Source organism: Halalkalibacter oceani, from assembly GCF_023715605.1.
Classification (GTDB): domain Bacteria; phylum Bacillota; class Bacilli; order Bacillales; family Bacillaceae_D; genus Halalkalibacter; species Halalkalibacter oceani.
Genome location: NZ_JAMBOL010000010.1, coordinates 69159 through 93115, shown reverse-complemented (window position 1 = coordinate 93115; position 23957 = coordinate 69159). Strand labels below are relative to the sequence as shown.

25 protein-coding genes and 1 pseudogene are annotated in these 23957 nt (G+C 47.2%); 12 read left to right on the top strand and 14 right to left on the bottom strand.

Annotation, left to right across the window (positions count from 1 at the left end):
• Positions 1 to 122: 122 nt before the first annotated feature.
• Positions 123 to 938, bottom strand: a complete 816-nt coding sequence (locus M3202_RS12420) for an ion transporter (protein WP_251223651.1) — start codon at positions 936 to 938, stop codon at positions 123 to 125.
• 190 nt (positions 939 to 1128) lie between these two features.
• Between M3202_RS12420 and M3202_RS12415 the strand changes: the two genes are divergently transcribed.
• The gene (locus tag M3202_RS12415) at positions 1129 to 2094 is read left to right on the top strand and encodes an ABC transporter substrate-binding protein (RefSeq protein ID WP_251223650.1); all 966 of its coding nucleotides are present in this window, start codon (positions 1129 to 1131) and stop codon (positions 2092 to 2094) included.
• Between the two features lie 156 nt (positions 2095 to 2250).
• On the opposite strand, the gene proC is transcribed toward M3202_RS12415, so the two are convergent.
• The 3 genes from proC to proB are packed head-to-tail and all read right to left on the bottom strand — an operon-like array spanning position 2251 to position 5453.
• On the bottom strand, positions 2251 to 3078 hold the full coding sequence (gene proC, locus M3202_RS12410; protein ID WP_251223649.1) for a pyrroline-5-carboxylate reductase: 828 nt from the start codon (positions 3076 to 3078) through the stop codon (positions 2251 to 2253).
• A 9-nt stretch (positions 3079 to 3087) separates the two neighbouring features.
• Positions 3088 to 4335, bottom strand: a complete 1248-nt coding sequence (locus M3202_RS12405; RefSeq protein WP_251223648.1) for a glutamate-5-semialdehyde dehydrogenase — start codon at positions 4333 to 4335, stop codon at positions 3088 to 3090.
• Complete coding sequence (gene proB, locus M3202_RS12400) at positions 4332 to 5453, bottom strand: glutamate 5-kinase (RefSeq protein WP_251223647.1); 1122 nt, start codon at positions 5451 to 5453, stop codon at positions 4332 to 4334. Before proB ends, M3202_RS12405 begins: the two co-directional genes overlap by 4 nt.
• A 429-nt stretch (positions 5454 to 5882) precedes the next feature.
• On the opposite strand from proB, the gene M3202_RS12395 reads away from it, so the two are divergent.
• Positions 5883 to 6668 carry an SDR family NAD(P)-dependent oxidoreductase gene (locus tag M3202_RS12395; protein WP_251223646.1) on the top strand — a complete coding sequence of 262 codons (786 nt, stop codon included), beginning with the start codon at positions 5883 to 5885 and terminating at the stop codon, positions 6666 to 6668.
• Between the two features lie 13 nt (positions 6669 to 6681).
• On the top strand, positions 6682 to 6870 hold the full coding sequence (locus tag M3202_RS12390) for a hypothetical protein (protein WP_251223645.1): 189 nt from the start codon (positions 6682 to 6684) through the stop codon (positions 6868 to 6870).
• Here M3202_RS12390 and M3202_RS12385 read toward each other — a convergent pair.
• The gene (locus tag M3202_RS12385; RefSeq protein ID WP_251223644.1) at positions 6858 to 7067 is read right to left on the bottom strand and encodes a YqzH family protein; all 210 of its coding nucleotides are present in this window, start codon (positions 7065 to 7067) and stop codon (positions 6858 to 6860) included. The two genes, M3202_RS12390 and M3202_RS12385, sit on opposite strands and share 13 nt — an antisense overlap.
• A gap of 206 nt (positions 7068 to 7273) precedes the next feature.
• On the opposite strand from M3202_RS12385, the gene asnB reads away from it, so the two are divergent.
• The 4 genes from asnB to M3202_RS12365 all read left to right on the top strand — a co-directional run bounded on the left by asnB (position 7274) and on the right by M3202_RS12365 (position 11023).
• Positions 7274 to 9121, top strand: a complete 1848-nt coding sequence (gene asnB, locus M3202_RS12380) for an asparagine synthase (glutamine-hydrolyzing) (RefSeq protein ID WP_251223643.1) — start codon at positions 7274 to 7276, stop codon at positions 9119 to 9121.
• 380 nt (positions 9122 to 9501) lie between these two features.
• A complete protein-coding gene (locus tag M3202_RS12375; RefSeq protein WP_251223642.1) occupies positions 9502 to 9678 on the top strand; it encodes a hypothetical protein in 177 nt (58 codons plus the stop codon).
• A 129-nt stretch (positions 9679 to 9807) separates the two neighbouring features.
• Complete coding sequence (locus M3202_RS12370; RefSeq protein WP_251223641.1) at positions 9808 to 10569, top strand: SDR family NAD(P)-dependent oxidoreductase; 762 nt, start codon at positions 9808 to 9810, stop codon at positions 10567 to 10569.
• Positions 10570 to 10618: 49 nt separating this feature from the next.
• The gene (locus M3202_RS12365) at positions 10619 to 11023 is read left to right on the top strand and encodes a DUF6157 family protein (RefSeq protein WP_251223640.1); all 405 of its coding nucleotides are present in this window, start codon (positions 10619 to 10621) and stop codon (positions 11021 to 11023) included.
• Positions 11024 to 11123: 100 nt separating this feature from the next.
• Here the strand turns inward: M3202_RS12365 and M3202_RS12360 are convergent, their stop codons facing one another.
• The 3 genes from M3202_RS12360 to M3202_RS12350 all read right to left on the bottom strand — a co-directional run bounded on the left by M3202_RS12360 (position 11124) and on the right by M3202_RS12350 (position 13891).
• Complete coding sequence (locus M3202_RS12360; RefSeq protein WP_251223639.1) at positions 11124 to 11747, bottom strand: copper amine oxidase N-terminal domain-containing protein; 624 nt, start codon at positions 11745 to 11747, stop codon at positions 11124 to 11126.
• A 156-nt stretch (positions 11748 to 11903) separates the two neighbouring features.
• Positions 11904 to 12386, bottom strand: a complete 483-nt coding sequence (locus M3202_RS12355; protein ID WP_251223707.1) for a hypothetical protein — start codon at positions 12384 to 12386, stop codon at positions 11904 to 11906.
• Positions 12386 to 13891 carry an ATP-binding protein gene (locus M3202_RS12350; protein WP_251223638.1) on the bottom strand — a complete coding sequence of 502 codons (1506 nt, stop codon included), beginning with the start codon at positions 13889 to 13891 and terminating at the stop codon, positions 12386 to 12388. Before M3202_RS12350 ends, M3202_RS12355 begins: the two co-directional genes overlap by 1 nt.
• Positions 13892 to 14093: 202 nt before the next feature.
• Between M3202_RS12350 and M3202_RS12345 the strand changes: the two genes are divergently transcribed.
• Together M3202_RS12345 and M3202_RS12340 are read left to right on the top strand one after the other, a co-directional pair.
• Positions 14094 to 16865 (top strand): NTTRR-F1 domain, encoded by a 2772-nt coding sequence (locus M3202_RS12345; protein ID WP_251223637.1) that lies wholly within the window; start codon positions 14094 to 14096, stop codon positions 16863 to 16865.
• A gap of 433 nt (positions 16866 to 17298) precedes the next feature.
• Entirely contained in the window at positions 17299 to 17820 is a 522-nt protein-coding gene (locus tag M3202_RS12340; RefSeq protein ID WP_251223636.1) for a DinB family protein, read from the top strand.
• A 129-nt stretch (positions 17821 to 17949) separates the two neighbouring features.
• On the opposite strand, the gene M3202_RS12335 is transcribed toward M3202_RS12340, so the two are convergent.
• The 3 genes and pseudogenes from M3202_RS12335 to M3202_RS12330 form a co-directional block, all read right to left on the bottom strand.
• Complete coding sequence (locus M3202_RS12335) at positions 17950 to 18090, bottom strand: hypothetical protein (RefSeq protein ID WP_251223635.1); 141 nt, start codon at positions 18088 to 18090, stop codon at positions 17950 to 17952.
• A 722-nt stretch (positions 18091 to 18812) separates the two neighbouring features.
• A pseudogene (locus M3202_RS22705) lies at positions 18813 to 19028 on the bottom strand (redoxin domain-containing protein); the annotation flags it as partial.
• Positions 19029 to 19160: 132 nt separating this feature from the next.
• Complete coding sequence (locus M3202_RS12330) at positions 19161 to 19352, bottom strand: hypothetical protein (RefSeq protein WP_251223634.1); 192 nt, start codon at positions 19350 to 19352, stop codon at positions 19161 to 19163.
• Between the two features lie 138 nt (positions 19353 to 19490).
• On the opposite strand from M3202_RS12330, the gene M3202_RS12325 reads away from it, so the two are divergent.
• Together M3202_RS12325 and M3202_RS22385 are read left to right on the top strand one after the other, a co-directional pair.
• Entirely contained in the window at positions 19491 to 19817 is a 327-nt protein-coding gene (locus M3202_RS12325; RefSeq protein WP_251223633.1) for a hypothetical protein, read from the top strand.
• Positions 19818 to 19843: 26 nt separating this feature from the next.
• Positions 19844 to 19969: a hypothetical protein gene (locus M3202_RS22385; RefSeq protein WP_285890446.1), complete on the top strand. Its 126-nt coding sequence runs from the start codon at positions 19844 to 19846 to the stop codon at positions 19967 to 19969.
• 78 nt (positions 19970 to 20047) lie between these two features.
• On the opposite strand, the gene M3202_RS12320 is transcribed toward M3202_RS22385, so the two are convergent.
• The 3 genes from M3202_RS12320 to M3202_RS12310 all read right to left on the bottom strand — a co-directional run bounded on the left by M3202_RS12320 (position 20048) and on the right by M3202_RS12310 (position 22444).
• Positions 20048 to 21532, bottom strand: coding sequence for a potassium/proton antiporter (locus tag M3202_RS12320; protein WP_251223632.1), 1485 nt, complete (start codon positions 21530 to 21532; stop codon positions 20048 to 20050).
• Between the two features lie 56 nt (positions 21533 to 21588).
• Positions 21589 to 22137 (bottom strand): tyrosine-type recombinase/integrase, encoded by a 549-nt coding sequence (locus M3202_RS12315; RefSeq protein WP_251223631.1) that lies wholly within the window; start codon positions 22135 to 22137, stop codon positions 21589 to 21591.
• Between the two features lie 142 nt (positions 22138 to 22279).
• Positions 22280 to 22444, bottom strand: a complete 165-nt coding sequence (locus M3202_RS12310) for a hypothetical protein (RefSeq protein ID WP_251223630.1) — start codon at positions 22442 to 22444, stop codon at positions 22280 to 22282.
• Between the two features lie 291 nt (positions 22445 to 22735).
• Between M3202_RS12310 and M3202_RS12305 the strand changes: the two genes are divergently transcribed.
• Positions 22736 to 23935: a CynX/NimT family MFS transporter gene (locus tag M3202_RS12305; RefSeq protein ID WP_251223706.1), complete on the top strand. Its 1200-nt coding sequence runs from the start codon at positions 22736 to 22738 to the stop codon at positions 23933 to 23935.
• Positions 23936 to 23957: the final 22 nt, after the last annotated feature.

The window sequence follows — 23957 nt, the reverse complement described above, 5'->3', positions numbered from 1 at the left end:
ATGGCAACGGTTCCGTACTGCGCGCAGCTAGAAGGAAAGAAACCCGCTTTCCTTCTAGCTTTAAAACCCTTGCGCAGACTCCACTCGTTGCTTTAAGGCTGTGTCGTTCGACACAGCCTCTTCTACTTTCTCTTCTCCTTCGTTAATGCTTGCAGCATTGTTTTTAATTCGGCGACTTCCTGGCGGAGGGCTGTCAGTTCGCTGCTTGTTTCTGCATTTTTTTCTTCTTCGTTTGCTTTTTCGACATTGTTGACAATCACCCCGATAAAGAGGTTGAAGATGACAAACGTCCCGACAAGGATAAAGAGGACAAAGTAAATCCATGACCACCATGCTTCCGCAAAAATTGGCCGCATGACGCCGCTGGCCCACGATTCAAGCGTTACGACCTGAAAGAGCGTTAACAGCGACAGCTGAAGATTGCCGAAATACTCTGGAGCGATCGAAGCAAAGAGCATCGTTCCCATCACGGCAAAAATATAGAAAATAATTCCCATCAGAATCATAATGTTCCCGAGAGACGGAATCGTCAGCAGCAAAGCATCGACCAACCGGCGCAGTGACGGGATGACGGAAATCGCCCGGAGCACCCGGAGGACGCGGAGAATCCGCAGCACCGTAATGAAGTGGGCACCGATAAAAATGTGGCTGGAGGCGACGATGATCAGATCAAACCAATTCCAGCTGTTTTTGAAAAAGGAGGAAGTCGGTCTGGCCGCCAGCAAACGCATGAGGATTTCGATCGTAAAAATCCATAATAAAACATAATCAATGGCAAAAAACAGCTCTTTATATTGGCCGTATAAAGCCGGATATGTTTCCAACCCGACGATAATCGCATTAATCATAATTAACGTAATAATCGTTCCTGTAAAGAAGCGATGGTGAACGATTTGCTGAATCGTTCTAATGAAAGGTGATGACGATAATTCACTCATGGGATGATTAAACTCCTCCTCCGTTAAGCTAGTTCTTATTCTACAAGATATTGCGCGAAGGAAAAACCTTTTCTTCTCCGCGAGTGTTGCAATCCCGCGAATTTTTTTAGGATTGACGAATCCGTAGAGAGATTGCTACAATTGGTGATAATGATAACCATTATCGTTTATTGGAGGAGGAGTCAGGAGAATGAAGCGTATCATACAGCTTGCTTTATTCCTGCTGCTGGCCATGCTCGTTGTGGCTTGCGGCAATGAAGAGATGGAACAGCCTCAGGCCGGGGCTGGGGAGGAAGTAGAAGGCCCGGCTGCTGACAGCGGGATGCGCAGCTTTGAAACGGTAAAAGGCCCGGTGGAGATCCCGAGCGCGCCGCAACGAATTGTCACAGATTATTACGGAGGGGAGCTTCTTGCCGTTGGTGGAAATGTTGTTGGGGTGGAGCCGTCGACATTTGATAATCCTTTTTTGACAGACTATTTAACGGAAGCTGTGGAAGTCGGCTATCCGGTAAATCCAGAAAAAACGTTGGAATTACAGCCTGATCTCATTGTCGTCATGTATGATGATAACTATGAGGAGTTAGCAAAAATCGCGCCGACGATTCATATCCCGTATGGCACGGCGACCAATATCGAAGAGACAGTCAAGCTGTTCGCCGATGTGGTCGGCGACCCGGAGCAGGGGGAGCAGTTCCTCGAAGAATTTGAACAAGCCGCGGCAGAAGGTCGTGAGCGTTTGGCGGGTGTCATTGAGGAAGATGCGACATTTGGCCTTTATGAGCTGACGGATAAAGGCGACTTGTGGATATTTGGCGAGAATGCGGGACGAGCGGGTCAAGCCGTCTATTATGCGTTAGGGTTGAAGATGCAGGAGAAAATCAAAGCGGAAGTCGAAGAGAGCGGGACGGGACAGATTTCGCTTGAAGTTTTACCGGAGTATGCAGCCGATTATATGTTTTTAACAACGTATGATCCGGAGAAAAAAGGCGAGGCGCTTGCTGAGCTGCAAAACTCGGCCGTCTGGAACAGTCTTGATGCCGTCCAAAATGAGACGTTATTTTATAACGATTTTGATACGTTTTACCGCTATGATCCGATTGCGGTCAAGGGTCAAATCGATCTGATTGTTGAGATGCTCCTTGATACAGCTCAGTAAAGAAAAGAGCTTGAGACAAAACTAGCTTTGGACCTACTGGCAATCGCTTCACATGCCACAAGCCCGTTGTCAGCAGCTTCCTCACAACGGGCTTTAAAAGATCTTGCGGTTCCGCTCAGGCAAAAGGTAAAAAAACACCTTTTGTCCCACGCCTCTTTAATTATGAAAGACGACGCCTAATTCCTTGGAACGGGCAATCGCTTGGGCAATTGCTTTTTCCATCACGTCCTGCATATGATATTCACGCAAAACTCCGATTCCGGCTTCTGTCGTCCCATTCGGGCTCATCACTTCTTCATAAAGTTCCTTGGCGGATTTTTCCGTTTTTTGCAGACGTTGGCCGACTCCGATAACGGTCTGGGTAATCAACGCGGACGCTTCTTCCTTTGTTAGTCCGTTGTCGACCGCCGCTTTTTCCATTGCTTCAATCAGATAATAGAAGTAGGCAGGGCCACTTCCGGCAAGACCGGTTACAGCATCGAGCTTCTCCTCCTCGACGACGGTGACCGTGCCAATCGCCGCAAATAAAGCCTCGACCACTTGAAGCTGCTCGTCATTCGCGTAGGCGCCTTTGCTAATCGCGGTAGCCGATGCGCCGACCTTCGCTGACGTATTTGGCATTGTGCGGATCACACTGGCTTTTCCTTTCAGCAGGCTTTCCATATAGTCTGTCGGAATCCCGGCGAGTACGGAGACGAACAGTTGATCCGGGCGAGTCACCGTTTGAACCTCTTCAAGCGCTTCTTTCACATGCTTCGGCTTCATCGCCAAAATAATAATGTCGGCGCGTCTGACGGCTTCCATTCGGTTGGATGTTGTGTTTACGTCGTAAGTGCCGGCGAGCCGGGTAAGCTTTTGCTGATCCTGCAAGTTTGTGACAATAATTTGCTCAGGCTTGACGATTTGTTTGTTGATCAGGCCGCCAAGAATCGCCTCTGCCATCGAACCGGCGCCAAGAAATGTGATCGTTTTTTGTTCGAGCATGTCTGTCACCTAGCCTTTCACCTGACCATTCCCGCGAACAAGATACTTCGTTGACGTCAGCGCTTCAAGTCCCATTGGACCGCGGGCATGTAATTTCTGGGTGCTGATCCCGATTTCGGCTCCGAAACCGAACTCGAAACCATCGGTAAAGCGGGTGGAGGCGTTATGGTAAACGGCCGCCGCGTCGACTTCATTAAGGAAGAGGGCAACGTTGGTCGCATCCTCACTAATGATCGCTTCGGAGTGCTTCGTCCCATACTGATAAATATGGGCAATCGCTTCCTCGCAGCTGTTGACAATCTTCAAGGCGACATTCAAATCGTTAAATTCGGTTTCCCAATCCTCTTCACTGGCAGGGGTGATCCGGCTGTCAAAGGCCTGAGCCTGTTTGTCGCCGGCAATCGTGACGTTTTTCTCAAAGAGTGCTTCGAGCAGCTCTTTTCCATGCTCAGCTGCCCACTGCTTTTCAACTAAAATGGTCTCAATCGCATTACAAACGGACGGTCTTTGCGTTTTCGCATTGACGGCAACGGAAATCGCCATTTCCGGCCGGGCGCTGCGGTCGATAAACAGATGGCAATTGCCGGTTCCTGTTTCCAGCACAGGGACAGAGGCGTTTTTAATAACAGACTGGATTAATGACGCCCCTCCACGCGGGATAAGCACATCCAAATACTCATTTAAAGTAAACATCTCTGACGCTGTTTCACGGCTCGTATCTTCAAGAAGCTGGATCGCCTCAATTGGAAGACCGGCTTTTTCTAAAGCGCGCTGCAGCACGGCAACGAGCGCGATATTGGAGTGAATCGCCGAAGAGCTTCCCCGCAGGAGGACGGCGTTGCCGGTTTTTAAGCAAAGGCTTGACGCATCAACAGTCACATTTGGACGAGCCTCGTAAATCATGCCGATGACACCGAGTGGCACCCGGACTTTTTCAATGTGCAAGCCATTCGGCCGCGTGTGGGTACTCAGGCTTTCGCCAATTGGATCAGGAAGCTCCACGACCTGTTTCAGCCCAGTCGCCATCTCATCAAGACGCTGCGCTGTCAAGGTAAGGCGATCAAGTAAGCTCGCACTCGTTCCGTTAGCCCGTGCTGTTTCAAGATCCTTGGCATTTTCTTCCAGTAAATAATCCTTTTCGGCAAGCAGCTGTTCAGCCATTACGAGCAATGCCTGATTTTTTTGTTCGGTTGTTTTTTGACTTAATGTACGCGCGCATTCTTTTGCTGCTTTTGCTTTTGTAAGAAGTTCACTCATCGCTTCATCATCTCCTTTTTTAACGGTACCCACTCATCACGGTGAATGACGACTGGATGCTTGTATCGACTTTCTTTATCCTTTTGACACTCCGCCCGGAACTTTTCCAGCTCATGAACCGTCATGCTCGCTTTTCCCTTGCCGAGCAGCTTGTCATCTTCCCCGTACACTTCAATCACATCGCCGACGGAAAAGCTCCCTTCTACGTTCGTAATGCCTACGGGCAAAAGGCTCTTGCCGCGCGTTAACAGGGCGGCTTCGGCGCCTTGATCGACGGTAATCTTGGCGATCGAGCGTGAATGGAGGGCAATCCACTGTTTAGTCGTCGGCATGACCGGCTCGTGCAGGAAGGTTCCGATATAGGTGCCGTCTCCTTTACCGGCAAGAATGTCGAGAAAGGTGTCACTCGAATCTGATTTGCCGATAAAAACATTGACGCCGAGCGACAGGGCGGTTTGCGCCGCACTGACCTTTGATTTCATTCCACCGGTCCCGACCTTGGAGGTTGATTCCCCGGCAAGAGCAATCAGCTCATCAGTCAATGCCGGCAAATAATGAATTTTCTTAGCGTTCGGATCCAGCTTCGGATTGGCATCATACAAGCCATTGACATCCGTCAGCATACAAAGCGTGTTGGCGTGGATCATGCCGCTGACGAGGGCCGACAGCATGTCGTTATCCCCGAAGGTCAGTTCGGCAATTGAAATTGAATCATTTTCATTGATGATCGGAATGGCGCCGCGCTTCAGCAATTCATTTAATGTGGAATAGGCGTTGCTGTAACGGGATTGATCGGCGAAATCCTCGCGCGTTAATAATAGCTGGGCGGGAATAAGCTCATACTTGGAAAATTGCTCGATATACGCCTGCATCAACAGCGCCTGACCGACGGCCGCCGCCGCCTGCTTGCCGGCAATTGTCACCGGACGGGTCGGGTAGCCGATGGCTGAGAAGCCGGCTGCCACCGCACCGGAGGAAATGACGACCACTTCATGGCCGGCCTGCTTCAGTTTGGCGACGGCCTCGACAAACATTGAAACCTTTTTCAGGCTGAGAGCTCCTGCCTTTGTCGTTAATGAACTGCTGCCAATCTTCACGACGACACGTTGCCTGCTCATCTTGCTCACCTCGTTTCTAGCTCAATTCTTGAACAAATGAAAAATAAAAAAGCTCCTTCGTCCTGAAAAAGGACGGAAGAGCTTCATCCGCGGTACCACCTTTGTTGACATTATTCATGTCCACTTTACACCCGTATCGTGGGGAACGGCCAGCGTTTTCCGACTTGGACAGCCGGGCTGACAGGCTCTGGAGCAGGTTCAATATCGTCAGCGGTGATGACCCTTGCAGCCGGTGAGGTCACTCTCTGTTCACATGAGCAATATTTACTAATCTCTTTCAACGCCACATGATATTATCATTTATTATAAAAGCAAGACGAGCTGTCAGTCAACTACAATCTATTCCTTTCATCATTAAATAAGGATCTGAATAGCAGTCTAACTCAATTTCCAGTAAGATGAACTTAAACGAAGTAACAGGAGGCGACAATGAAGACGAAGAGAGAAACGATTTGGATTACAGGGGCGTCAAGTGGACTTGGACGGGAGCTGGCCCTTGCGGCAGCGAGACGCGGGGCGCATGTTGTCCTGCTGGCAAGAAATGAAAAACGGCTGAATGAAGTGAAAGCAGAGGTTGAAGCCCTCGGCGGAAGCGCGGATGCTTTCCCTCTTGATGTAAGTGACCTGTCAACAACAGAGACGCGAATTCCGCATATAATGAAAGAGGTCGGCGGAATCGATGTCCTGATTAACAATGCCGGCTTCGGAAAGTTTGCTGAATTAACCGATACCCCGGTTGAAACGATTGAGGAAATGTTTGCCGTCAATGTGACCGGATTAATGACGTTCACGAAGGCAGTGCTTCCTTTTATGCTGGAAGCGAACCGCGGTCATATTATCAATATCGCCTCGCAGGCCGGCAAGCTGGCGACAGCGAAAGCGAGCGTCTACGCAGCCACCAAACATGCCGTTCTCGGCTTTACGAATGCGATGCGTCTGGAGCTGAGCGAGACGAATATTAAGGTTAGCGCGGTCAATCCGGGACCGATCAAGACGCCTTTTTTTACCCGTGCTGATGAGCATGGCAGCTATCTCGCCAAAATAGACAAATGGATTCTGAAGCCGGAGGAAGTAGCGAAAGCGACGCTTCAGCTCCTTGATAAACCAAAGCGCGAGCGCAATTTGCCGGGCTGGATGAATTGGGGAGCGGTCGCCTACCAGCTGATGCCTGGTTTTATCGAGAAGATCGCCGGCAAGCAATTCAGGCAAAAATAAAGGAGGCCCGTGGATGAAGAACCGCTTTCATTGTTGTGCAACCTGTATTCATTTTGCCGCCGAAAAAAAGGAGAAAGGCGGCATGGCGTACCGCTGTGTCCGTCTCGGCTATGAGACAAAACCGTCCTACACGTTTACATGCTGGGAGCCGACGGCAAAGGTCAAACGATTAATGAAAAAAGAAGGGATTTACTCCTCCTGATCAGCAAAAAAACGATAGACGACATCATGCACCACCTCGTGCAGCTCCATTTCCGGCTCTGCTTCAAGCTTTTGTTGCATCCCGTGCAGGAGCTGTGCCTCTTCCTCTTCCGTCAACGGTAAATCCATTTCACTATTTGTATACGTTCTGGCGACAGCCTGTATTTGCTTTTTAAAAAATGCGCTATCCGGCTTCATCTGGCGTCAATCCCTTTCCTTTCGCCTCTTTTTCTTTCTCCATCATAAATCGATCCAAGCTGCTCAATCAAGCAAAAGAAGAAACTGCGGACATTTCACATCCATTCAAGCTGCTGAATAGGATAGCTTATGGGTATTGAGCCTAGCAGGGGTGAATAAAGTAGTGGAGACAGAATGAGAAACTTCCCAAAAGGGGCTGATAATACATGTGTGGAATAACAGGGTGGATTGATTGGCGACATGATTTGCGAAAGGAGGAAAAGGAAATAACGAAAATGGCGAAAACATTAGGGCGACGGGGGCCGGATGACCAAAATATATGGACCTCCCCGCACGCTGCTTTCGGCCATGCTCGACTGATTGTTGTTGATCCGGAGGGCGGCGTTCAGCCGATGACCCGGACGTACCGCAATAAAACATATACAATTGTCTACAATGGTGAGCTCTACAATACAGAGGATCTCCGCAAAGAGCTGCTGGCACACGGGCATACGTTCAACGGGCACTCTGATACGGAAGTTTTACTTACATCATTTATGGAATGGGGCTACCAGTCTTTAGAAAAGCTGAACGGAATTTTTGCTTTTGCGATTTGGAATGAGGAGGACCAGTCATTATTTTTGGCAAGAGACCGTTTAGGCGTGAAACCGTTGTTTTACACCGTCCGCCACGGATGCCTGCTGTTTGCCTCAGAACTGAAAGCTCTTCTCGCGCATCGGAATATTGATCCGGTTGTGAAAACGGAAGGGCTGGCGGATATCATTGGCTTAGCCCCGTCGCGAACCCCGGGCCACGGCATTTTTGATGACATTCATGAGCTGAGACCGGCTCATGCTTTGATTTATGACCGGAACGGCGCCACGATCAGCCGTTACTGGAAGCTGAAAAGCAAAAAGCATGAACATGATGTCGAGGAAACAGCTGTCTACATTCGCGAATTATTGGAGGATATTGTCGAACGCCAGCTGTTTGCTGATGTTCCTGTCGGCATGTTTTTATCAGGCGGAGTCGATTCAAGCGCCTTGACCGCGTTAGCCGCCAATGTTTATGCGAAGCAAGGAAAGGAACCGATTCGAAGCTATTCGATTGATTACGATGAAAATGACAAATACTTTAAGGCTTCAGCCTTTCAGCCAAACTCCGACGCGCAGTGGGTGCAAGTCGTCTCAGACGCGATTGGCACGAACCATGTCAACAAAGTGATTTCGATCGAAGAACTGACCAATCGCTTGAAGGAGGCTGTGTTAGTTCGTGACTTACCGGGAATGGCCGACATTGATTCCTCCTTGCTTTGGTTTTGTCATGAAATTAAAAAAGACGTCACAGTCGGCCTCTCCGGGGAATGCGCCGACGAAATCTTTGGCGGTTACCCATGGTTCCATAAGCCGGAAGTGATGAACATTGACGGCTTCCCGTGGATGCGTTCAATTGAAGATCGGGAAAATCTATTAAATGAGAAATGGAAGAAGAAGCTTGCCGTCAAGCAATATGTATATGACCGCTATAAGGAAACGATCCAGGAAACACCGAGATTTGAGGAAGATACTGCTGAAGAGGCGCGCCGCCGGGAGATCTCATACTTAAATATTATTTGGTTTATGACAAATCTATTAGATCGTAAAGACAGAATGAGTATGGGGGCCAGTCTGGAAGTACGCGTACCTTTTTCCGATCACCGGCTCGTTGAATATGTTTGGAATATTCCGTGGGAAATGAAGCGGCTCGATGGACGCGAAAAAGGCATCCTCCGCAAAGCATTGGAAGGATTGCTACCGCACGATGTGCTATACCGCAAAAAAAGTCCATATCCGAAAACCCATCACCCCCAATACACAGCCGCCGTCCAGCAGGAGATGAAAGCAATCCTCGCCCAAAAGGACGCGCCGCTATTCGAATTTATCAACAAAGCAGCCCTCCAGGAAATGGCCGACACCGGAGGCTTTCCAACCGGCAAGCCGTATTTCGGCCAACTCATGGCCGGCCCGCAGCTGCTGGCCCACTTTATTCAGATGGACTACTGGCTGAAAGAATACAACATTAAGATTAAAGAATAAAACGAGCCGGCGGGCAGAAAGAATTCCTTCTTTCTGCCCGCCGGCTGTTATAGTAAGAAACATAAAATTACAAAAAAGGAAACAACTGGTTTTTTGGTATAATGAAAGAGCAATAGAATAAGCTCCTTAAGGGTGGTCTATCAGTAACTCACGAGCCAGTCCCTTAAGGGAGACTCTATTGCATGACCGTTGGCGTTGGCGCACCAGCGGTCTTTTTTAAGTTATTCTTATTATAACAAAAATATACCTTTCTTACACAGTAAAAGTATATCAACTTTTAAGAGCAGTTCAATTAGCACTAAAGGTTACTTACGTAGCTTCATTTGTTTCATAAATATGGTACAGTGGGGGTAAGAGAGATAAAGAAAAGGGTGATCTTTGTGCTGGAGTTTCTGTTTGTATTGCTTGTTTTGTTCGTGATTATCATGCTCATCGTTCAGAGTTTGATTGACCGGGCGATGAAACATTTTAAGGTAGAAAATGAATTGAAAATCAAGGAATTGGAATATGAAATTGAAAAATTGAGACAAATGATAAGTCAAAAGGAGAACTTATGAAGCAGATTGAGCGAATATCAACTTTGCTGTGCCTTCCGAGCCGGCTGTGCCATTGATTCTGTTTTTCTAGTAATGCTATAGTAGCAATAGGAATGAATGCGCTTTCTTTATGAAGAGGAGGAATAAATGATGGACGTTCGGTTTGATCAAAAGGTGATTGTAGTGACGGGGGCAAGTACGGGCATTGGAGCCGCTATTGCCAGAGGCTTTGGGGAAGCGGGAGGAAAGGTAGTGGTTAATTATCGGAAAAGTGCTAAAGAAGCGGAAGACGTTGTAGCGAGCATTCATAAGGCGGGAGGAGAGGCGATTTCCGTAAAGGCTGATGTATCGAAGGCCGAGGAAGTCGATCAGCTTTTTCAAAAAACAATCGACGCGTATGGAGGATTGGATATCCTCGTTAATAATGCCGGGGCTCTGATGCAGCGTACGCCGATCGAGGAGATGCCTGAGGAACTGTGGGACCTCTTATATAGCGTCAATATAAAGTCTGTTTTTCTCTGTTCGAAAAAAGCGATTCCACTTTTAAAGCAGAGGGGAAAGGGGAAGATCATCAACGTCTCCTCATTAGCGGCAAAAACCGGGGGCGGGGGAGGTTCAGTTGGGTATGCCTCAACGAAGGGCGCGATCGCGACTTTTACAAAAGGTCTGGCAAAGGAGCTCGCCGCGGATCGAATTTTGGTCAATGCGATTGCCCCGGGGATCATTACGACTCCTCTACATGAACTGTCTACCCCAGAGAAGCTGCGGGCGCAGCTTAATGCCGGCATTCCGTTAGGGCGGGAGGGTGCGCCTGAGGAGTGTGCGGGAGCTGTTTTGTTTTTATGCTCAAATTCAGCGGATTATATTACCGGGGAAACCATTGAGGTCAATGGCGGAATTTTAATGGATTAGAGTAGTGCAAGGAAGAAAGCGGCTTAACCTATGAGACAGGAGGGAATGCATGAGCTACATCAATACGTTTATTACCGTTTCCGAAGACGCCACGGTTACTTCGGCTATTGTTCCTCTTCCACGGAATAACAAGCCTACGATTGCCTCAATTGAATATGAGTTAATCAGCCAACATCCTTACGAATATACAGAAGCGGATGTGCAGTTTAAAACGTATTTGCTCAAAAACCAAATCGGAGAGCGGGATTTGCAGCAAGTGAGGGAACAGTTTTTTGAGAAGCCTAAAGCTTGTTTCAGAGCTTCTCCATTGGTGAAGCAGTATGGATGGGGGATTCATTACGATGACGAAGGGAAAATCGCTTTATATGAAATAGGGAGCGAAGCATATGAGGAATTTCTCGATGGTTCATCTACTATCACGATTCTGAAAGGGATGCGATCGAAGAGGAAATAAAAAGACGATGGAGCAGGTAATAGCTTGTGGACTCATCTGTGGCAAAGAAGGCTGTCTAAAAAGGGAAACAGGCCCTTTTTAGACAATCTGCCTGAATAGTTTACTTAGTAATCTTGACGGATTTTGAAGCGCTGTCCCACTTGACATTGGCGCCAAGTGATTCGCTAATAAAACGTAATGGAACCATTGTCGCGCCATTTGTGATCTCGGCCGGATGAGTCAGATCGACGGAGCCGGTGACGCCGTTTTCTGTTATGTACCCTTTTTTGTTTCCTACACTTAAGGTGATTTTTCGTTTATCTTTAGTTCCCGTTACTTTTTTCGCGCGGTTATCCCACTGGACACTTGCGCCTAATGCTTCAAAAATCGGTCTCATTGGTACGAGAGTAGTTCCGTCTTTAATATAAGCACTTTGCTGGAAGTTTTGTTTTGTCCCGTTAATATAGACGTCCGTCTTTACATATTCCGGCTTTTTTGGAGCTGGTGCAGGCTTCTTGGCTGGCGGAGGTGAAGATGATGTAGGTGATGACGGTGATTTACTGCTGCTGCCGCCTCCATTATGATAATGATATTCTCCTGTTTTCAAGCCCCACTTTGCACAGTTTGTCCGGCACGTATGACCGCCATTGGCATCTGTCCGTCCCGGATGGGCGCCGGCCAGTGAAGGCGCCATCATCAATAATACTAAGAACAAGCTGAGAACTGCTAAAATCGTCTTTTTCATCCTTAATCCCCTCTCAAGAAAGTTGAAAAGCTTCTACATTATATATAATTTCCTAGTACGATTAAACTATTTTGACAAAAGAACTGATCGTTCGACAAGAATATGCAAGAGGGGAATGGAAGCGTTCGGAAAGCCCTCAAATAAAAAAATCCAGGCTTACTCACTGGATTTAAGATCGCTTCCTTTCGATGTATTTGGTTGTTCAAAGAGGGTCTGAAATCCGTAATTCAGGAGAGCCAATGTATAAAATATAAGGAAAATGATGGTAGAGTTAAATTTTTTAAACTTATAATGTTCTATTTTTTGAAATAGAGCATTTAAAGGAAAGGCAAAAATAAGATCCATGATTAAATTACAGACGGCATATAGTGAGAATTTCCCGTATGTAAAATGAAACACCCACATATTGATCGTAAAAAACGGTCCGAATATAAAGGCGAGGGCATCAAATACCATGTATTTCACGCCGCCTTTTACAGTCCACCATTTGAAAATCAGGTTTAAAAGTGCCTGAATTAACAGCAAACTTGAACAAAATAACGTTACTGGCAAATATCGTTTGAAGGAATGCTTCGGGAGAAAACGTATGACAATAGCCCATAGCACAATTGCGTTAAAGATTCTGAAAAAACTCGCCATCACATGCACCCTCCTAGTAAAGTTTCTTTATTCTTAGGATTGGTTAATTCCTGAAAAATATGTAACGTAAATTGAAGGAGTGAAGAAATCGCTGTGAGCGAACAATTTTCTTTGTGAAGGGGATAAAGAAGGGTGGGAAGACAGCAGGAAGTGCCGGCGCTTCCTGCTGCTTTTGCGGTGTTTCTGTGAAAAATTTGTAATATGCCTATCAACGGTTCAGGGGGAGCTTTTTTATTGATGGATGGGCAGGGATATGGTGAAACATGTGCCTCATCGGGTTGGCTTTCGACATGAATTTCTCCGCGCATGGCCTTCACAATGCTGTAGACGACTATTGTACCAAGACCGGTTCCTTTCTCTTTTGTTGAATAAAAAGGTGTTCCAAGTCGCTTAAGCTGTTGCTCGTCCATTCCGATACCTGAATCCTTGATGCTGATGACGGCCTTGTTGCTTCTATTTTCAAGCGTAATGATAATATGTCCGTTGTCTTCAATCGACTCAATTCCGTTTTTAATAATATTGATTAAACATTGGTGGAGCTTTTCGCTTTCTCCGGTAATGTAAATATCGTTTTCTTTAATAACTTCAATCTGAACATTGTTCATCATGGCATAAGGGGTAACGACTTGCAGAATATAGGCCAGCTCTTTGTTGACATCTAAAATTTGCAGATTATCAAGGGATGGTTTGGCAAAGGTGAGATAATCGGTGATCGTTTGTTCAGCTCTTTCCAATTCATCTAATGAAAGCTTGATATACTGCTCTTTCTTCTCTGCGGTTAAGTCAGGATCCCGCAACAATTGAATAAAACCTTTTGTAACAGTCAGCGGATTTCGGACCTCGTGAGAAATACTTGCGGCGATTTCACTCACTGTTTTCAGCTTTTCAAGCTTACGCATCTCTTTAGTAAACGCGATCGCCAGCCGTGCTTTTTCAATGAACACAACAAAGAGAGTCGTTGTCACAATATGCACAACAAATAAGGCAATGAGAAAGCTGTAATACCGTGAGCCGGTCAGCTCGGGAAAAAGCCCCAGCACGACTAGCGCTAAAATACAGACGCCGAGACAGGAAGTGAATAAAGCAAGGTAAACCCGTTTTTTTACGCTGATCAGATTTTTAAACTTTGGAATAATCAGCAGTAAGCATAGCAGCAATACGCTGTTTACAAGGAAGGCTCCATACGCGCCAACCCCGTCCATCGTAAAACGGAAGGTAATGAGAATAAGGAATAAAAAAATGGCTACTCTGCGCCCGCCGTATAAAGCTCCAAGTATAAATGGCACTTGACGCAAATCAAAAAAATGATCTGGATTCAGCTTAATCGGGAAGGTCATGCAAAGAATGATCGCCAGCCCCGATAGAAGGGTCATTAAAAGCTCATGAGTAAAGTAGCGCCATTGTTTTCGTGCAGCTTCAACGATCCGCAAATAAACAAAATAAAAGACAAAAATAATAAAAACATTTAATAGAAACGTTTCAATATCATGAATAATCAGCTTCAAGGTCAGGACTCCTGTTTTTAAGTAATCATTCTCTCCTTCATCATAATCGCAACTATCAGAAAATTCAATTTGCAGAATTGAGATCGGCAGTGCAAGAGGGGAAAGGGAGAAAAAATTTTTTCACTTAAGAGTAGGTACATGCAGTAGCGTAACCATGGTTCTCTACATAAAATATGGCATCTCATTCTAAGTGGGGGACGAAATGATTACCAATGAAATTATAAATGGAGGTTTTGAGACAGGGACTTTGAATCCATGGCAGGCATTAAATACGATAATCACTTCTCAATACAGGCATACGGGCAGGTTTGCCGCTTTTTTAAGAGGAGGGATTGCGAATGCCTTCTTATATCAATTTGTTTCAGTTGAGCCGGGGCAGACCTATAAGTTTGCTTGTTCGGTGAGCAAAATAGGCAGGATGCCAGGCCCAGGCTTAACGGTCACAATCAATTTTTATGATTCATCCTTCCAATTTTTAGACTATGGTTTGGTTACAACAGTACCTCTCAACAACATCCCGGAGCTTGAAACAAATAATTGGTTTCAGGCTTATGCAACGAGTTCGTCCGCGCCTTTAGACACAGCTTATGCCTTAGTTCTTATCAATAAAATATCCGGAACAAACACAGCGCCGATCGTTATAGATGATATTTCTCTCATAAGCGTACCTGTTTCCGGAACCCAAGGTCCAACTGGCCCGGCCGGTCCAACAGGAGTGACGGGCGCTACCGGGGCAACGGGTCCAATCGGAATCACCGGAGCAACCGGTCCTGCCGGAGTAACAGGCCCTACTGGTATTACAGGAGCAACAGGCCCAACAGGTGCTACTGGCCCAACAGGTGCTACTGGAGTCACTGGATCGACAGGAATCACGGGCCCAACAGGAGTCACCGGAGCAACGGGGTCGACCGGTGCAACCGGAGTGACAGGAGCAACAGGGGTCACTGGAGCAACCGGTCCTGCCGGAGCAACCGGCCCTACGGGATCTACTGGAGTCACTGGCCCGACCGGAGCAACCGGTATTACGGGTCCAATAGGAATTACAGGAGCCACCGGATCAACTGGCGCTACCGGCCCAACCGGTCCAACCGGAGCTACTGGCATTACTGGAGTAACAGGCCCGACAGGAGCAACGGGAGTCACAGGCATCACGGGAGCCACGGGATCTACAGGCCCGACCGGAGCAACAGGTCCTGCTGGAGTAACAGGAACTACCGGCTCGACCGGCCCGACCGGGGCAACAGGGTCTACAGGAGTAACAGGTCCAACCGGAGCAACAGGTCCTGCTGGAGTAACAGGAAGTACTGGCCCGACTGGCCCAACCGGGTCTACGGGCGTTACTGGAGCCCCCGGTCCAACGGGAGCCACTGGCTCGACTGGAGCAACCGGTGTTACGGGTCCAACAGGAGTGACAGGAGCAACAGGAATCACCGGCCCAACGGGAGCCACGGGCCCAGCAGGTGCTACTGGAGTGACGGGGGCTACCGGAATTACGGGCGCGACAGGAGCCACTGGGCCAACAGGTGCTACCGGTCCAACCGGAGTGACAGGAGCAACAGGAATCACAGGCCCAACGGGAGCAACCGGTCCTACGGGTATTACAGGAGCCACCGGCCCAACAGGGATCAGCGGAGTAACCGGTCCAACGGGAGCCACGGGTCCAACCGGTTCAACTGGCCTCACGGGTATTACAGGAGCCCCCGGAGCGACTGGACCTACAGGGATCACCGGCGTCACTGGTCCAACAGGTCCAACAGGTCCAACTGGCCTCACAGGAGTCACTGGCCCAACAGGAGCCACAGGGGTAACAGGAGCAACAGGGGCACCTGGCCCAACAGGAGTAACGGGCCCGACCGGGGCAACAGGAGCAACAGGGGCCCCTGGCCCGACAGGAATCATGGGCCCAACAGGAGTCACCGGAGCAACGGGGTCGACCGGTCCAACCGGGGCCCCCGGCCTCACGGGAGTCACTGGTCCAACCGGAGTGACGGGAGCAACAGGTCCTGCCGGAGCTACTGGAGTCACGGGGTCAACTGGTGCCACTGGTGTTACAGGAGCAACGGGCCCAACTGGAGCAACAGGCCCAACCGGGGCTACCGGAATCACTGGAGCCACAGGCCCTACGGGTATTACAGGAGCTCCCGGAGTGACTGGACCTACAGGGATCACCGGCGTTACTGGACCAATGGGGTCGACAGGTGCCACGGGTTCAACCGGGGCGATCGGAGTGACGGGGGCGACCGGAATTACAGGAGCCACTGGGCCAACAGGTGCTACAGGAACTACAGGTCCGACAGGTGCTACAGGAACTACAGGTCCGACAGGTCCAACCGGGGTAACAGGAGCTACTGGAGCCACGGGCCCAACAGGAGCTACTGGACCTACCGGCGTCACCGGGGCAACTGGCGCCACTGGTGTTACAGGAGCAACCGGCCCAACAGGGATCACTGGAGTAACCGGAGCAACCGGAGTGACGGGAGCAACAGGAATCACCGGCCCAACCGGAGTGACAGGAGCCACTGGCTCGACCGGAGCCACCGGCCCAACCGGACCACCGGGCCCAACAGGCATTCAACCAGCTTTGTTCTATGCTGAAGAAGATGGTCCTGTCGCTGTATATCCACCGCTTGATACGGAGGTGACAGTTCTTACGCAACCGGCAATGGATGTCACCGCAGGTCAACCAGTCAAAGTAGATTCAGCTCTTTCGATTGAGGCGATTACGACAGCTGATGCAGTCCTGGAGTTTGAAGTGCGGTGCTATCGGAATGATGTTCTCGTTCAGACTCGGGTGGTACAACGAAGTTTAACGGCCGCAGGCACACAAAGTTTTCCGGTAGCTGTAACGTTTGTAGATCCAGTAACAGAAACGGGTTCGATTGTGTATGATGTACGGGTGATTTTCACGACGGCTGATAACGTTACATCCGCTACGGCGGTTAACTGTGATATTAACGCGATTCGATTCGGCTAGGAAAGAAGAGAGTCGCCGTGAATCTAAAATAAAAAGGACGAGGATAAAAGCAAAGTTTTAATATGAAACAAGACAGCTGCGCCGTTGCTCATAAAGTGAGCGGAGGAAAGAAATCAAGTCTCTGCTCACTTTTCAAACAATGATGAAGCCTCCCTTCGCTGGTTCGGGGATATTAATTCACGACCTCTTTATTCCGGCGCCACGCTTTCGTTCACAGCTTCAAGCCTGGGACAATGGGTAAAACAACCTCTGTCTCGGGCTTGAAATGTTTTTACCGGCCGACGAAAGCTGGACGGCCAGGTACGGAAAGAACTGTGTGGTCTGGCTGCGTTGTGCTAAAATGAATAACAAGGAACAGAGGTTGTTCGCCCTTTAAGCAGCAAAGACAATATCTCTTTTAGTTAGGGTACATTTCCATGAAGGGAGCAGATTGATGAATTTTACACTGGAAGAGGCAATGGAAGTGCTTGAGCGTACGCCGCGAACGTTAGAGTGTTTTTTAGACGGATTGGCGGATGGCTGGCTGCAATGCAATGAGGGGGAAGGAACCTGGAATGTGACGGAAGTGGTTCGCCACCTCACTGAAGCTGAGAAGAATAATTGGATGCCCCGTTTGATGTTTATTCTGGCAGAAGGAGAGAATAAGCCCTTTCCGGAATTTGACCGCTACTCACATTTGCACGTAGAAAAAAAGTCGATAAAAGAAGAGTTAGCTGAATTTAAAAGATGCCGAAGAGAAAATGTAGCAAAGCTTAAAGCACTTGTAGAGGCGGGGCTGCCCCTTGAAAAGAAAGGAGGGCATCCGGCTTTTGGAGTTGTTAAGCTAAGGGAGCTGCTGGCGACATGGGTTGTTCATGACTTAACCCATATTTCGCAAATGACCCGTGTCATGGCGAAACGCTACAAGGAGGATGTAGGTCCTTGGGAAGAATATTTAGGAATCCTCCAAAAGTAAGATAGAAAAAGGTTAATCAAGTATCTGTTCCTATTTTTATGAAAGGGCTTTATTTTCTTCAAATCAGATTATTTCACTACTTGCCAAATAAAAAAAGAAATAAGAGCCTCTTTTTTTTTTCAAAGTTGTTTAATGCTCGATAATTTCGCTTAAAAATAAGATGTCGTTATGAATTTGCTTCTTGAGAGCTTCGTCCTCGCACTTTTGATATTCATTTAACAATAAATAAAATTCTTTAATAAAAATAATCATTTCCTCGTTAGAGATCATACTGTCTCCTTTCTTCCTGCTTCAAAGGACTGAATCATTAATAATAGGTATTTAGATAAGGGTATATGGATTGATACCCGCTTTTTTTAAAAGTATGCATCATTTTTCGTACGAAAATCCCAGTTTATTTTTTTGAAAGGTATTTATTTAATAGCGTCATCATACAATGACGACGATTGCGGTTTCCTTGTAGGGCTCTCAGGTTCCTTGCCTGAGCCTGTTTTCTGTTTCAATTTATGTGAGACAGACACAGAAAAAATAAGCAGACGATACACACATGAAAAAAGAAGCACCTTCCGAGGTTAAACTAGTTTCGGCACAAATCTGCCCTTAGGATTATTATACGATAAGAAAGCCTGTTTGGCATACGAGATTTCTCTTCAATATGGAATCGTCGTTGTTTTTATGGACCGTGCTCAATCCAGCTTGAAAACAGGATGCAAACGGACACATTCTTAAGACCTCTTACCTTTGGCATGATCACGGTATTCCAGCATCCCACCTTCTTTTATTTTTGGAATTATTGAAATTAAGGATTAAAGGAGGGGGGATTGTCTATTCATCAAAATGCGGATTTTCGCAAGAAGTAGGAAATATCGACTCTTGCTTGTCTGTTTGCCCTTTTCTTTATTAAAAATCGGACGATGGCCAAAGAGGAAAACGCGGTTGAAGCCGAAACGGCAGCAGCGGCGGACAAAAAAGCTGCATTTTCAAGCGTTATCTCATTTCTCTTCAATAAAAAAGGGTGCTAATCGCCAGCACTTCGGTGTTAAGTTTACGAATTCAGGTAAATAGCTGTTCATTACTTTAATTTCCGTCGGACAAACGATAGAAAAATCATGCGGATAAAAAAACAAAATCAGCCATTTTCCGCGATAGCCTTCCAGCGTGGCAGGGATCGGCAGGCTTGATAAAGTGGAGACCGTATCCACTTTGAAATCTGGAGCTTTTTAACCAATATTTAACATGAGAAACATCCTTTCGACTAGCCATTTTTTACTAGTCTCGTATAAACGATATTTCTCCTTTCACAAACTAAATAGCTTCAGCGGCGGCTTGAGGTGGGTAATTTACAAATTTTCGTTCTGCTGTTTAATTTCTTCTCCGGTGATGGCGGCATTCGCTTTTTCCAGTTCTTTATGTGCGTCGACGGAATCGCCGGGGATGTTTTTTCTGTTCGGAAGAGAATCGTCGGTTTGGATCGTCACCTGCTCTTTAGCGTCAGCGGAGTTCCCATATTGCTCTGTCACTGTTCTTTTCATCGTCATCCCTCCTTTGTTTTTAGGATGTGTCGAAGAGGAAGAGTTTATCCAACCAAAAGCTGCCACGAAAATGTGGTAGATTGCTTCGGGGAAGTTGTTTATAATGAAAGAAAAACTGCGGGAGGGGGAAGAGGTAAGATGTTCGGAAAAGGATTGCTCGTAATTAGTCTGCTTCTGTCTGCTCTTTTTGCGCCTTTGCCCGCCTCCATTCAAGATGTGACGGACAAGCAGGACCTGCCCTTCCTGTATTTGACGGCAGATATTGATCCTTCCTGTGATCTGAGCTCCCCGTCTCCGCCGCTAAAAAAGAAAAAGATTGAAGAATCAACGTTGCAAAGCGGAGAACAACAGGTATTGCCGGATGGCGATTGGTTCAGCTCCGCGATTCAACTGATAAAAACAAAAGCGTTGCTGCTGACGGTTAAATTTCAAAGTACGTTTATTTCCTCCTTGTTTCTGCGATAGAAACGAAATGAAGGGGGAAACATGTCATGAATAACAATAATAACAACTTTCATATCAAGGAATCTCTTATCGGCTTAGCCTTTGGGATCGTGATGATGATTGTCGTGTTTGCTTTTATTCACTTTGTCGTCGGCATTAAAGCATTTTCTTAAGCTTAATGCTAAAAAGAGCTTGAGCCAAAACTAGGCTGTGCCAAAAGGTAAAACCAACCTTTTGGCACAGCCTCTTTTTTAATCCAGCATCGGCTCTTTGTCCGCGAACAATGTTTTTACTGCCTGCTTGCTCTGCTTGGCGACAAGCACGTAGAGAATATCGCCAGCCTGCAAACGGGTATCGCCAGCCGGCGTAATTAAATCTCCCTGCCGGATAATGGCGTTGACGAGCACATCCTTCGGAAAGGAGATCTCGGCCAGTGACTGATTCGCGACTATATTATTCTCGCTAATTTCAATTTCAATGATTTCCGCATTGGCTTTGCCGATTGAGACAAGCTCAAGCGAATGCAAAGGCGTTTGCTTTTGCGTGCCGGTCAAATGCAGCTTTTCTGCAAAAAAGGAAATCGTCGACCCTTGAATAAGCGCGGAAGTTAAGACGACGAAAAAGATGACGTTAAAAAACAGCTGACTGTTCTCAAGTCCGGCAATCATCGGAAACGTCGCCAGGACGATCGGCACCGCTCCCCGTAAGCCGGCCCAGGCAAGGAAGGTGCGTTCTTTGACTGAGAAGCCCATTCCAATCGTCGAAAGAAAAACGGCAATTGGCCGGGCGACAAGCATTAACAGTAAAGATAAAACAACTCCGCGAATAATAATATCCCAATCGAACAGCTGCGTTGGAAAAACAAGGAGACCGAGGATGACAAACATTAAAATTTGCATCATCCAGGCAAAACCTTCATTAAAGCGGAAAATCGAATGACGATAAGTTAAATCTGAATTTCCGATAACAAGGGCGGCAATATAAACGGCAAGTAAACCGCTTGCCCCGATAAGAGCCGTAACACTGTATGTTAAAAGAGCAAAAGCTAAAGCAAACACCGGATACAATCCACTCGAGTCGAGGTTGATTCGATTGATCGCAAGTGAAGCGATTTTTCCAAGTGCAAAGCCAAACACGATTCCCAAGCCCATTTGCCAAAAGAAGGAACCGAGCATAAAGAGGTAATTCGGCTGATCGGAAACCAACAATTCAATAAAGGAAATGGTGAGGAAGACAGCCATTGGATCGTTCGTTCCTGATTCAGCTTCCAACGTTGAGCCAAGACGTTTGCGAATATTCTTTCCTTTCAGCACGGCAAAAACCGCCGCCGCATCGGTGGAACCAACAATCGCGCCAAAAAGAAAGGCCTCCAGCCACGATACATCCAAAATGAATTTAGCGGCAACGGCTACGCCGGAAGAAGTTAAAATAACGCCGATTGTTGCGAGAGATAAGGAAGGGGCGGCAACGCGTTTTATCGTTGACCACTTCGTCTGCAAGCCCCCTTCAAATAGAATAATGACTAAGGCGAGTATACCGATCAGCTGGGCGTACGTCGGGTTATCAAAATAAATAAATCCGAGGCCGTCACTGCCGGCAAGCATACCGACGAGCAAGAAAAGAACGAGCGCGGGAACTCCTAATCGCGTTGAGAATTTGGCAGTAATTACGCCTGCCACGAGCAACAGTCCGGCCAGTAAAATAAAGTAATCAATAGAAAAGGCTTGATTCATCATGATAGTGGTCTCCACTCCTTTATTTGTTCTGTCTCTATCTGCGTGTAAAAGAGGAATTATAAATCGACGTCTATTTCTGGGGGTCGGTTATCTTCAGATGTTACGCCAATGTAGTCCAAGGTCGTTGTACGGGTTTTATGTTTAAAGCGTTTTTGTAAAAAGGAGATTGCGATACCGCGGCGGTAAGCATGATAGCCGAAGGTTTTCCGCAATGTATGGGTACCGATTTTTCCCGGGATGCCTACTTGCTGAGCCGCCTGAGAAATAATGCGGTACGCCTGCTGCCTTGAAATCGGCTTGCCTGTTTTGACAGAAGCAAATAAATAATCGTCCGTCCGTTTCATTTCAGCGAGATGATACTCGATTGCTCTCTTAACATTGGTATTCAGATAAATCGCTTCATCGATGGAAGGAACAATAAGAAAATCACGTATCCTGTCTTGGGCCAGCACATCTTTTCTGGTGAGATGAAGCAGCTGGTTAATGCGAAGTCCTGTATTAATCCCGATGACAAATAGTAAATAATCACGGGAAGAACGCTCTTTTAATAGCTGTTTAATTTGATTGATTTGTTCGATCTTTCGGATCGGGTCCACATATTCCATTCATAAACCTCTGTTGAAATGTGACATATAAACAGTTTAACACATAGTTAAGTAACATTCATAATCATTTGACTTCATAAAAAAAGAAGCTGGGAAAAAGGTAAAAAACAACCTTTTTCCCAGCCTCTTGAAAACAGCCAGCCTATTTCTCCGTGATGTTTTCACGTTTTGGCACATGATTGAGGACATGGGCGGAAAGGAGAATAAAAGCTAGCGCCAGCAATACATAAATAGCAAAACTGCCAATCTGATAAGTCGTGCCGATAACGGCGAAAATCATCAGCACAAAGCTCAGCAGGATATACATAGCGACACCTCCATTAAGTCTGCTTTCTAAGTTATATTCTCGATTATCAGGAAAATGAAACATGAATTGCTGTTGCTAGGCGTGAACGTAAGAAATGGTGTTGCTTTTTTAAAAGTCATTGGTTACGTCAACGAAAATAGCGTCATTATTTCGTCACACTAAAGAACATTTTCATGTTACAATATGGAAATTGATAATTGTTAGATTTTATGATATCACGCACTGGATTACGAAAGAAAAAGTGCGGGTATGAAATAAGGGGAGATCGAGATGAACATTAAGAACAATGCTCTGGCTGGGAGTAAGCATGTTTCATTACGCACATGGTTATTTCTTGCTGCCGTCATTATTGCTGCTTTTAATTTGCGCTCGGCTATTACATCGGTTGGACCGTTAATTGGCTGGATCCGTGCTGATACGGGAATGTCGAATACGGCCATCGGGCTTTTGACAACATTGCCATTACTGGCGTTTGGCGTCTTTTCAATTGTCGCCCCGAAAATGGGAAGAAGGCTCGGAAATGAAACGGTTGTTTTTCTGGCTTTGGTCGTCCTAACAGCTGGAATTTTGCTTCGTTCTACAGGGTACTTGTCGGCTTTATTTGTCGGGACGGCGATGATCGGTCTCGGGATCGCGATTTGTAATGTGCTGATCCTGGCAATTGTGAAAGAAAAATATCCAGAAAAAATGGGCGTCATGACAGGTCTGTTTACAACTTCGATGTCGCTGATGGCCGCTCTCGCTTCCGGCTTGAGTATTCCGCTTGCGGAGACTTTCGGGCTCGGCTGGCAAAAGGCATTAGCTGTTTGGGCGCTTTTATCAGGAGCGGGCATGCTGATTTGGCTGCCGCAATTGCGCGTACAGCACAAGCCAAAGACGTTACCGGTATTTGAAGCGAACAGCTCGCTCTTCCGTTCACCATTAGCCTGGCAAGTCACGATCTTCATGGGCTTTCAGTCGGCGATTTTTTATTGCCTGATTGCCTGGCTGCCGGAAATTCTCGTCAGCCGTGGAGTTGATGTGCCGACAGCGGGCTGGTTGCTAACGGTGATGCAGATTGCCGGCTTGCCGGCGACGCTCGTCGTTCCGATCCTGGCAGTACGGCTAAAGAGCCAGCGGCCGATTGTGCTGGCGATTGTTACGCTTTATCTTGTCGGCTTTATCGGTCTGTACAGCGGAGGAAGCGTTGCTTCGCTTACCCTTTTTAACATCCTGCTTGGATTAGGGCAGGGCGCAGGGATCAGTTTGGCCCTTACGTTATTCGGCTTGCGGACATCCAATGGCGTAGAGGCGGCTAATTTGTCGGGGATGGCTCAATCCGGCGGCTATTTTTTAGCGGCGATCGGCCCGATGTTCATGGGGTATTTGTTTGATCACTTTCATTCCTGGACACCGGCGATTTTCCTCTTGATCGGATGTAGTCTCGTCATGATCGTGACAGGTATGTATGCCGCCCAGGATCGTGTTCTTTTTCAAAAGCAGGTAAGCTAGGCTATACTGGAGACAAAAGGAG

Bases quoted from the DNA above. Each gene is read 5' to 3' on its own strand.
- M3202_RS12420 (WP_251223651.1), bottom strand. From the start codon at position 938: ATGAGTGAATTATCGTCATCACCTTTCATTAGAACGATTCAGCAAATC.
- M3202_RS12415 (WP_251223650.1), top strand. From the start codon at position 1,129: ATGAAGCGTATCATACAGCTTGCTTTATTCCTGCTGCTGGCCATGCTC.
- proC (WP_251223649.1), bottom strand. From the start codon at position 3,078: ATGCTCGAACAAAAAACGATCACATTTCTTGGCGCCGGTTCGATGGCA.
- M3202_RS12405 (WP_251223648.1), bottom strand. From the start codon at position 4,335: ATGAGTGAACTTCTTACAAAAGCAAAAGCAGCAAAAGAATGCGCGCGT.
- proB (WP_251223647.1), bottom strand. From the start codon at position 5,453: ATGAGCAGGCAACGTGTCGTCGTGAAGATTGGCAGCAGTTCATTAACG.
- M3202_RS12395 (WP_251223646.1), top strand. From the start codon at position 5,883: ATGAAGACGAAGAGAGAAACGATTTGGATTACAGGGGCGTCAAGTGGA.
- M3202_RS12390 (WP_251223645.1), top strand. From the start codon at position 6,682: ATGAAGAACCGCTTTCATTGTTGTGCAACCTGTATTCATTTTGCCGCC.
- M3202_RS12385 (WP_251223644.1), bottom strand. From the start codon at position 7,067: ATGAAGCCGGATAGCGCATTTTTTAAAAAGCAAATACAGGCTGTCGCC.
- asnB (WP_251223643.1), top strand. From the start codon at position 7,274: ATGTGTGGAATAACAGGGTGGATTGATTGGCGACATGATTTGCGAAAG.
- M3202_RS12370 (WP_251223641.1), top strand. From the start codon at position 9,808: ATGGACGTTCGGTTTGATCAAAAGGTGATTGTAGTGACGGGGGCAAGT.
- M3202_RS12365 (WP_251223640.1), top strand. From the start codon at position 10,619: ATGAGCTACATCAATACGTTTATTACCGTTTCCGAAGACGCCACGGTT.
- M3202_RS12360 (WP_251223639.1), bottom strand. From the start codon at position 11,747: ATGAAAAAGACGATTTTAGCAGTTCTCAGCTTGTTCTTAGTATTATTG.
- M3202_RS12355 (WP_251223707.1), bottom strand. From the start codon at position 12,386: ATGGCGAGTTTTTTCAGAATCTTTAACGCAATTGTGCTATGGGCTATT.
- M3202_RS12345 (WP_251223637.1), top strand. From the start codon at position 14,094: ATGATTACCAATGAAATTATAAATGGAGGTTTTGAGACAGGGACTTTG.
- M3202_RS12340 (WP_251223636.1), top strand. From the start codon at position 17,299: ATGAATTTTACACTGGAAGAGGCAATGGAAGTGCTTGAGCGTACGCCG.
- M3202_RS12335 (WP_251223635.1), bottom strand. From the start codon at position 18,090: ATGATCTCTAACGAGGAAATGATTATTTTTATTAAAGAATTTTATTTA.
- M3202_RS12330 (WP_251223634.1), bottom strand. From the start codon at position 19,352: ATGAAAAGAACAGTGACAGAGCAATATGGGAACTCCGCTGACGCTAAA.
- M3202_RS12325 (WP_251223633.1), top strand. From the start codon at position 19,491: ATGTTCGGAAAAGGATTGCTCGTAATTAGTCTGCTTCTGTCTGCTCTT.
- M3202_RS22385 (WP_285890446.1), top strand. From the start codon at position 19,844: ATGAATAACAATAATAACAACTTTCATATCAAGGAATCTCTTATCGGC.
- M3202_RS12320 (WP_251223632.1), bottom strand. From the start codon at position 21,532: ATGATGAATCAAGCCTTTTCTATTGATTACTTTATTTTACTGGCCGGA.
- M3202_RS12315 (WP_251223631.1), bottom strand. From the start codon at position 22,137: ATGGAATATGTGGACCCGATCCGAAAGATCGAACAAATCAATCAAATT.
- M3202_RS12310 (WP_251223630.1), bottom strand. From the start codon at position 22,444: ATGTATATCCTGCTGAGCTTTGTGCTGATGATTTTCGCCGTTATCGGC.